Genomic DNA, 7,104 nt, shown 5'->3' with positions numbered 1-7,104 from the left:
CCTCGGACCTCGGTGTCGACGGTGCCGGCGCGCTCGCCGCGGCGGGCCTCACGCCCGCGGACCTGGCGCTCGGATCGAGCGCGGTGCCGGGTGCGCCGGGAGAGAACACCACGCTGATCCCGCAGGCGGACCCGGCGCAGTACGTCCTGACCAACGGCTCGTCCTCGGGCGCTTCGCTCGAAGGCCCGTATCTGACCCTCGTTGCGCTCGCGTGCGTGGCCCTCGCGGCGGCAACCGTGATCCGACTGATTGGAGTGAGATTCCTGTGGAGCTCCTGAAGTTCGCCCGGCTGCAGTGGGACCGGTTCGCGGCAGGGGGATGCGTGATCGCCGGCTTCGTGCTGCTGCTGCTCGGCTATCTGGGGACCCGTGACACCGAGTACGTGGCGGCCCAGGTGCCTTATGTCATCTCGGCCGGGCTGACCGGGGTGTTCTTCCTCGGCATCGGAGCCGTGCTCTGGATCTCCGCGGACCAGCGCGACGAGTGGCGCCAGCTGCGCACCATCGCCCTGGTGATCCGTCAAGAGCAGCTCGACCGCCGCGCCGACGCGAACACGGCCCCGGCGCCCGCCACGTCCCCGACGTGGACCGAGGTCACGGAAGCCCCGACGCTGACCTCGGTCGGCCTGCCCCGCACCGTCCAGCGGTGAACGCGCCGATCCGGCCCCGCGCGCGTGCGCACCGGGGCGACGCGAGCGTGTCCGACTCCGAGCGCCGCTACCTGACCGCGCCCGTGCCGTGGCAGCGTCGCGAGCTCGTCGAGTCGGCCGTGGTGGCCGGTGTGGGGCTCGTCGTGCTGACTGCCGGCTATCTGGGATCCGCCCGCGAGGAAACTCTCGGCGACCAGATCGGCTGGCTCATCCTCGCCCTGGTCGGCCTTGCAGTCGCGCTGCTGGGCCCGGCCGGTTTCACCACCGCGGGGTTCCGACACATCCGCCGCGCGGTGCGCGAGCTGACCCTTGACGCCGCCGACCATTATCCGGCGATCTCCTCGCGCTCCGCCCGGGGTACGCCGCTCCCGGCAGGCACGGACGGCGATCTCGTCACCAGTGACGCCATGAACCGCGTCCACCGCAGTGACTGCCTGCTGATGCGCGGCAAACCTGCTCGGCCGGCGGCGGCACGGGAGGCCTCGGCTCTCAAGACCTGTGGGGTGTGCGGCTCATGAACGAGTGGATGCCTTTCCTGATCTTCGGCATCGCGACAGGCTCGGTGTACGGCCTGTCCGCGATGGGCCTGGTGCTGACCTACAAGACCAGTGGCGTCTTCAATCTGGCGCACGGCGCTGTCGGTGCCGCCGCTGCGTTCATGTTCTTCGATCTGCACAAGGGCCAGGGCATGGCCTGGCCTCTCGCTGCCGCGATCGTCATCGTGGCGTTCGGCCTGATCGGCGGTCTGCTGCTCGAACGCCTCGCCGTCGTCCTCGCCGGCGTGAGCACCGCCTACAAGATCGTCGGCACCATCGGTCTGTTGGTGGCCATCCGGGCCGGCATCACCCTGGCTTACGGCGAGGAAGTCCGGCTGATCACGCCGTTCCTGCCGCAGGACCGCGCCTTCACGGTGTCGGGCGTGGGGGTCACCGTCGAGCAGCTCATCGTGCTCGCGGTCGGAATCGGCGCGGCGGTCGGGCTCGCGCTGTTCTTCCGGCTCAGCCGCCTGGGCACCGCAATGCGCGGCGTCGTGGACAACCCGCAGCTGCTCGACATGGCCGGCACCCCGCCCGCCCGGGTCCGCCGCAGCGCCTGGGTGATCGGCACCGTGTTCTCCGCCGTCTCTGGGGTCCTGTTCGCCTCCGGGCAGCAGGCGCTCGACGTCAACATCCTCACCCTGCTCGTCGTACAGGCCTTCGGCGCGGCGACGATTGCCCGGTTCCAGAGCCTGCCCATGGCCTTCGTCGGCGGTCTCGCCGTCGGGGTGCTGCAGAAGCTCGTGAGCAAGGCGGTGACGGAGCACTCGGAGCTGCAGGGCCTCGACCTCATCGTCCCGTTCCTGGTGCTGTTCGTCGGCCTGCTGGTGATCCCGCGCGCCTCGCTCATCGAGGTCGGGCGGCCGGTGCGCGGTCGGTCGATGCCGAGCGTCGCCCTGCCCGTGCAATTCCGGGCGGCCGGTTACGCGGTAGGCCTCGCGCTCCTGGTGATGCTGCCGTCGATCGCCGGGCCGAAGCTGCCCGCCTACAACATCGCGTTGGCGCAGGTTGGGCTGTTCGCCTCCCTGCATCTGCTGGTCCGCACCTCCGGCCAGATCTCGTTGATGCACTTCGGCTTCGCCGCCGTCGGGGCGGCGGGCTTCGGGCACTCGCTGGAAGCGGGCGTGCCCTTCGCGCTCGCGGTCGCGATCGGGGGACTGGTGTGCCTCCCGGTGGCCCTGGTGGTCTCGATCCCGGCCATCCGGCTCTCGGGGCTGTTCCTCGGCCTCGCGACCCTCGGCTTCGGGATCGTGCTCGCGCAGTTCTGCTACGACAAGCCGTTCATGTTCGGCGGCGGCGCGCTGCTCACGCGGCGCCCGTCTGGCCTGGAGAGCGAGAAGGCCTACTACTACGTTCTGCTGGCCGTCGCGGTGGCGGCCGTCCTGCTGGTGATGGCCATCGAGCGCTCCCAGCTCGGCCGGCTGCTCCGGGCCATGTCGGACTCCCCGCTGGCGTTGTCCACGCTCGGTACGTCGGTCAACATCTCGCGGGTGCTGGTCTTCACCATCTCCGGCTTCCTCGCGGGCGTCAGCGGCGGCCTGTACGCGTCGCTGTTCAGTCAGGCCACCCAGGACTCGTTCACCTTCATCCAGTCCCTGCTGGCCCTGACTGTTCTCGCCATCGCCGGGCGCAGTGTGGCGGTGGCTGCGTTCGTGGCGCCGTTCCTGCTCTACGTCCTGCCGCTGTACATCAGCAACGCCACCCTCAATCAGTGGCTTCAGGTGGGCTTCGGTGTCGGCGCCCTGGTGGTGGCGGCGCTCTCGCAGGGCGTCCTGCGCGACGTCATCAGCCGCGGTGTGGAGCGTGACGACGAGCGCCGCGACGGTCCCGCCGGCTCCCGCCGGCTCGATCCCGGTGCGGCGCTGGACCGGCCCCTGGCCCCGTTGAACGAAGTCGGTCACGCCCGCGGCTCCGAGTTGATCGGCGCCCGGTGATGGTCCCTCAGATCGCTTATCAGGAGGAGAAGGAATGAGCCGCAAGGGACGACACCACAAGTTCTGGACCGCGGGCGTCAAGTTCTGGACCGCGGGCGTCGCGGTCACGACGTTGAGTGTGCTCAGTGCGTGCGGCACCACGGTGTCCGAGGAGCGGTTGGCCGCGGCCTCGGGCGGCGGTGGCACGCAGCAGGTTGCCGTCGTGCCGGGGGCAGCGGTCCCCGGTCAGCAGGACGCCGCGGTGGCGGGGGTCGCCGCGGGGACGCCTGGCGCCCCTGGGACGGTTCCCACTGCGGCCGCGGCCACCGATGCGGCGGTCGGCACCGGCGGCACCGGCACCGGTATCAACAAGCCCGCCGGGGCGTCGCAGTCCACCGACGGGAAGTCCGGCTCCACGACCACGGGCGCGGCCGCGTCCGGCTCAGCCCCGTGTGAGCGTGCGCTGGCCCCGATCGTCGTCGGCCAGACCCTGGCCGCCAGCGGCTTCGTCGGCGCCTCGATCGGCAACCAGCGCAACGGGCTGGCGCTGTGGGCCCAGGCGGTCAATGCGCGCGGCGGCGTCCAGTGCCACCCCATCCGCGTGGTGGCCCTCGACGACGGCTCCGACCCCGCCCGGCTGCGTTCGAACATCAACCAGTTGGTCGACAGCGACGGCGCCGTGGCCATCCTGGCCGCGGGTGTACCCATCATCGGCGCGACGCTGAAGGCCGCCGTCGAGCAGAAGAAGGTCCCCGCCATCGGCGGAGACGTGGTCACCTCGGACTGGAACGAGAGCCCCTTCATGTTCCCGCAGAGCGCCGCGGCCCTCACCACGTTCTACGGCAGCACGATCGAAGCCGGCCGGGCGAACCCCGCCGCCAAGCGCGCCGGGATCCTGTATTGCGTCGAGGCGAACGCCTGCACCGTCATCCGCAAGACCTTCCCCGAGGGGGCCAGGAAGGCCGGGCTGGAGAACGTGCTGGAGAAGGCGGTCTCGGTCACCCAGACGGACTTCACGGCCGAGTGTCAGGCGCTCAAGAGCGCTGGAGCGGAGGTCGTCTTCCTCTCCATAGACGGCGCCTCGGCCCAGCGCGTCGCCCGCAGCTGCAGCTCGCTCGGCTACAAGCCGTCCTACGCCACCATCGCGATCGCCATCAGCGGTACCTCGGCGCAGGACCCGAACCTACAGGCGGCGGGCACCTTCCTCGGTAGCGCAACAACGCCCTACCTGACCAGCGACACCCCCGGCATGAAGATGTTCCAGGAGGTGATCAAGCAGTTCGCCGGCAGCCAGCGGATCGACCAGTCCACCCTCACCGGGTACAGCTCGGGTCTGCTCTTCGAGGCCGCGCTGGCCAAGGTCGCCGACAAGGCGCGCGCGGGCGAGGTGACCCCCGAGCTGGTGATGGAAGGCCTGTGGCAGCTGAAGAACGAGAAGCTCGGTGGGATCGGGGCGGGAGTCACCTTCGCCAAGGGTAAGAACGCAGTCTCGGCCCCCTGCTACTTCGCCCTGGGCGTGCGCGTCGGCGGCTTCTGGGCACCGCGGGGGAGCAAGCCGCAATGCCTGTAGCCGAGCAGGTCGACGGACTGCACGTCGACGAGATCACGGTCAAGTACGGCGGCGTGACGGCCGTCAGCGGGCAGACGCTGACCGCACCCCGGGGCCGAATCACCGGGCTGATCGGGCCGAACGGCGCCGGCAAGACGACGACGTTCAACGCTATCTCCGGCATCGTGCGCCCGGCCTCCGGACAGGTGTTCCTGTTCGGCGAGGACGTAACCCACTCCGCCGTGCAGGCCCGGGCCCGCAAGGGCCTGGGTCGCACGTTCCAGCGAATGGAGCTGTTCGACACGCTGACCGTCGCCGAAAATGTGGTGATGGGCAAGGAGGCGGCCGTGGCCGGGCGCCGGCCTCTCGCACACCTGCGGATCTCACCGGCGAACAAGAGGCTGGCCCGGGCCTCCGCGGCCGATGCCATGGAGCTGTGCGGGATCACCTCGCTGGCTCGGCGCCGTCCCGCGGAGCTCTCCACGGGTCAGCGGCGCCTGGTCGAACTCGCCCGCACGGTAGCCGGCCAGTTCCGCGTCCTGCTGCTCGACGAGCCCTCATCGGGTCTGGACAAGCGCGAAACCGAGCGGTTCGGCGAGATCCTCACCACCCTGGTCCGGGACCAGGGTGTGGGAATCCTGATCGTGGAGCACGACATGGCGCTGGTGATGAGCACCTGCGATCACATCCACGTACTGGACTTCGGGCGCCCGATCTTCGAGGGCTCGCCCCGTGAGGTGGCGAACTCGGCCCTCGTGCGCTCGGCGTATCTCGGCTCCGAGGCGGCCGGCCTGGAGGTGGCAGCGCCATGACCCTCGAAGCGCGCGACCTCACCGCCGGTTACGCCGGCACCACGGTCCTTCGCGGCGTCGACCTCGTGGTGCCGCCGTCCTCGGTGGTCGCCCTGCTCGGGCCGAACGGAGCGGGCAAGACGACGCTGCTGCGTGTGCTGTCCGGGCTGTTGACGCCCACCTCCGGTTCGGTCGTGCTGGACGGGGTGGACGTGACGGGCGAGAGCCCGAGCCAGTTGTGCGGGCGCGGGCTCTGTCATGTCCCGGAAGGCCGGGGCATCTTCCCGAGCCTGACGGTGCGTGAGAATCTCGTGCTGCTGTCCACGGCGGGTAAGGAAAAGGCCTCGATCGAGCGGGCGGTGCACGCGTTCCCTCGCCTCGGCGAACGACTCGGCCAGGTCGCCGGGACCCTGAGCGGTGGCGAGCAGCAGATGCTCGCGCTCGCACGGACGTACATGCAGAGCCCCTCGGTCATCCTGCTGGACGAGGTCTCCATGGGCCTCGCCCCGCGCATCGTCGATGACATCTTCACGTTCCTGGAGGTACTGGCGGCCGAGGGCGCCAGCCTGCTGCTCGTGGAGCAGTACGTCACACGTGCCCTGCAGATCGCCGACTACGCGTACCTGCTGAACCGAGGGAGCGTCGTCTTCGCCGGTGAGGCCTGTGAGTTGGACGCCGATGCCATCGCCGCTGAATACATCGGCACGGGCCACTGACCGTCACGCCATATCGCACCGACCGAACCGATGACCCTAACGTGAGCGTTCCAGCCAGGGAGGCCAAAGATGTCGGCACAAGCACTGCTCGTTGTATTCAGCAACGCCGTCGAGGGCGCCGACGAAGAGTTCAACCGCTGGTATAACACCACTCACTCTCCGGACATCGTCAAACTCGGCGTCGCTGTCAGCTTCACCCGATACAAGGCGTCCGGCGTGCCACTCATGGCGGGCATACCCGAACCCGCCCGCTACGCAGTGATCTACGAAATCACGGCCACGACCGTCGAAGGGGTGCAGCAGGCCGCCGCAATTTTGAAGGAAGGCCTCGAAGCCGGTCAGACCGATATCAGCCCGTCCATGGACCTCACCTCAGTACAGGCCGCCTGGCTGCTCCCTATCACCGACCACGTCGTGGGTGAGCCCCAAGAGCCAGCCAAAGCCCCCCTGTAACCGGCGCTTCTGCCCTCACCATGGGTGCGGGCGGTGTCGAGAATTTGGGACAGCTTCTTGTGTTGGCGATCATGCAGCGGTTGCTCCCTTGAGGGTTTCTGCAGGGACTCCCCGCGCTCAGCGGTAGTGCCTCGGCTGCTGACGGCCGCGGAGATGAGGAGGGGGCTCACCTGCCGGCCGCGTAGAGCTCGGCGACGCCGATGCGCTGGCGGACGGTGCCGAGGTGACCAACATCTACCGCCGTTGCCACGAGAGCCTGGCCGAGATCGGCGCCGAACCGTCGCGGGCCGGCCCGGGAGCGCTGGAGAACCTACGACGCTGATGGTCCGTCAGAAAGTAGTGACGCGAGAGGCAAATGAGGTGTCGAACCACTCGAACTGGTGTTCTGCATATCTGCTTGAGTGCAGTGATCCTTATCGGGACTGTTATCTGACGATCAGTTCGTTCAGCGGGTGTGGATCGGTGGCGACGGCCTGCTGGAGCAGGCGGTAGAAGAG

General features: G+C 69.2%; 7 protein-coding genes and 1 pseudogene. All 8 read left to right on the top strand.

Annotation, left to right across the window (positions count from 1 at the left end; genetic code table 11):
- Positions 1-278, top strand: a pseudogene (locus H0X00_RS19970) (hypothetical protein); the annotation flags it as partial.
- Positions 266-649 carry a hypothetical protein gene (locus H0X00_RS19965; RefSeq protein WP_293774224.1) on the top strand — a complete coding sequence of 128 codons (384 nt, stop codon included), beginning with the start codon at positions 266-268 and terminating at the stop codon, positions 647-649. The pseudogene H0X00_RS19970 and the gene H0X00_RS19965, both read left to right, overlap by 13 nt.
- Positions 646-1,167 carry a hypothetical protein gene (locus H0X00_RS19960; protein WP_293774223.1) on the top strand — a complete coding sequence of 174 codons (522 nt, stop codon included), beginning with the start codon at positions 646-648 and terminating at the stop codon, positions 1,165-1,167. The genes H0X00_RS19965 and H0X00_RS19960 overlap by 4 nt, the downstream gene beginning before the upstream one ends.
- Complete coding sequence (locus H0X00_RS19955; protein WP_293774221.1) at positions 1,164-3,119, top strand: ABC transporter permease; 1,956 nt, start codon at positions 1,164-1,166, stop codon at positions 3,117-3,119. Before H0X00_RS19960 ends, H0X00_RS19955 begins: the two co-directional genes overlap by 4 nt.
- Positions 3,120-3,153: 34 nt before the next feature.
- A complete protein-coding gene (locus H0X00_RS19950) occupies positions 3,154-4,668 on the top strand; it encodes an ABC transporter substrate-binding protein (RefSeq protein ID WP_293774219.1) in 1,515 nt (504 codons plus the stop codon).
- Positions 4,659-5,459 carry an ABC transporter ATP-binding protein gene (locus H0X00_RS19945; protein WP_293774217.1) on the top strand — a complete coding sequence of 267 codons (801 nt, stop codon included), beginning with the start codon at positions 4,659-4,661 and terminating at the stop codon, positions 5,457-5,459. Before H0X00_RS19950 ends, H0X00_RS19945 begins: the two co-directional genes overlap by 10 nt.
- On the top strand, positions 5,456-6,154 hold the full coding sequence (locus H0X00_RS19940; RefSeq protein WP_293774215.1) for an ABC transporter ATP-binding protein: 699 nt from the start codon (positions 5,456-5,458) through the stop codon (positions 6,152-6,154). The genes H0X00_RS19945 and H0X00_RS19940 overlap by 4 nt, the downstream gene beginning before the upstream one ends.
- 69 nt (positions 6,155-6,223) lie before the next feature.
- Positions 6,224-6,607, top strand: coding sequence for a DUF4286 family protein (locus tag H0X00_RS19935; RefSeq protein WP_293774214.1), 384 nt, complete (start codon positions 6,224-6,226; stop codon positions 6,605-6,607).
- The last annotated feature ends 497 nt before the right edge of the window (positions 6,608-7,104 follow it).

The organism is Sporichthya sp., assembly GCF_013815995.1.
Lineage (GTDB): Bacteria > Actinomycetota > Actinomycetes > Sporichthyales > Sporichthyaceae > Sporichthya.
Note: the sequence above shows the minus strand (reverse complement) of the source record. Positions and strands in the feature narration are given on the sequence as shown.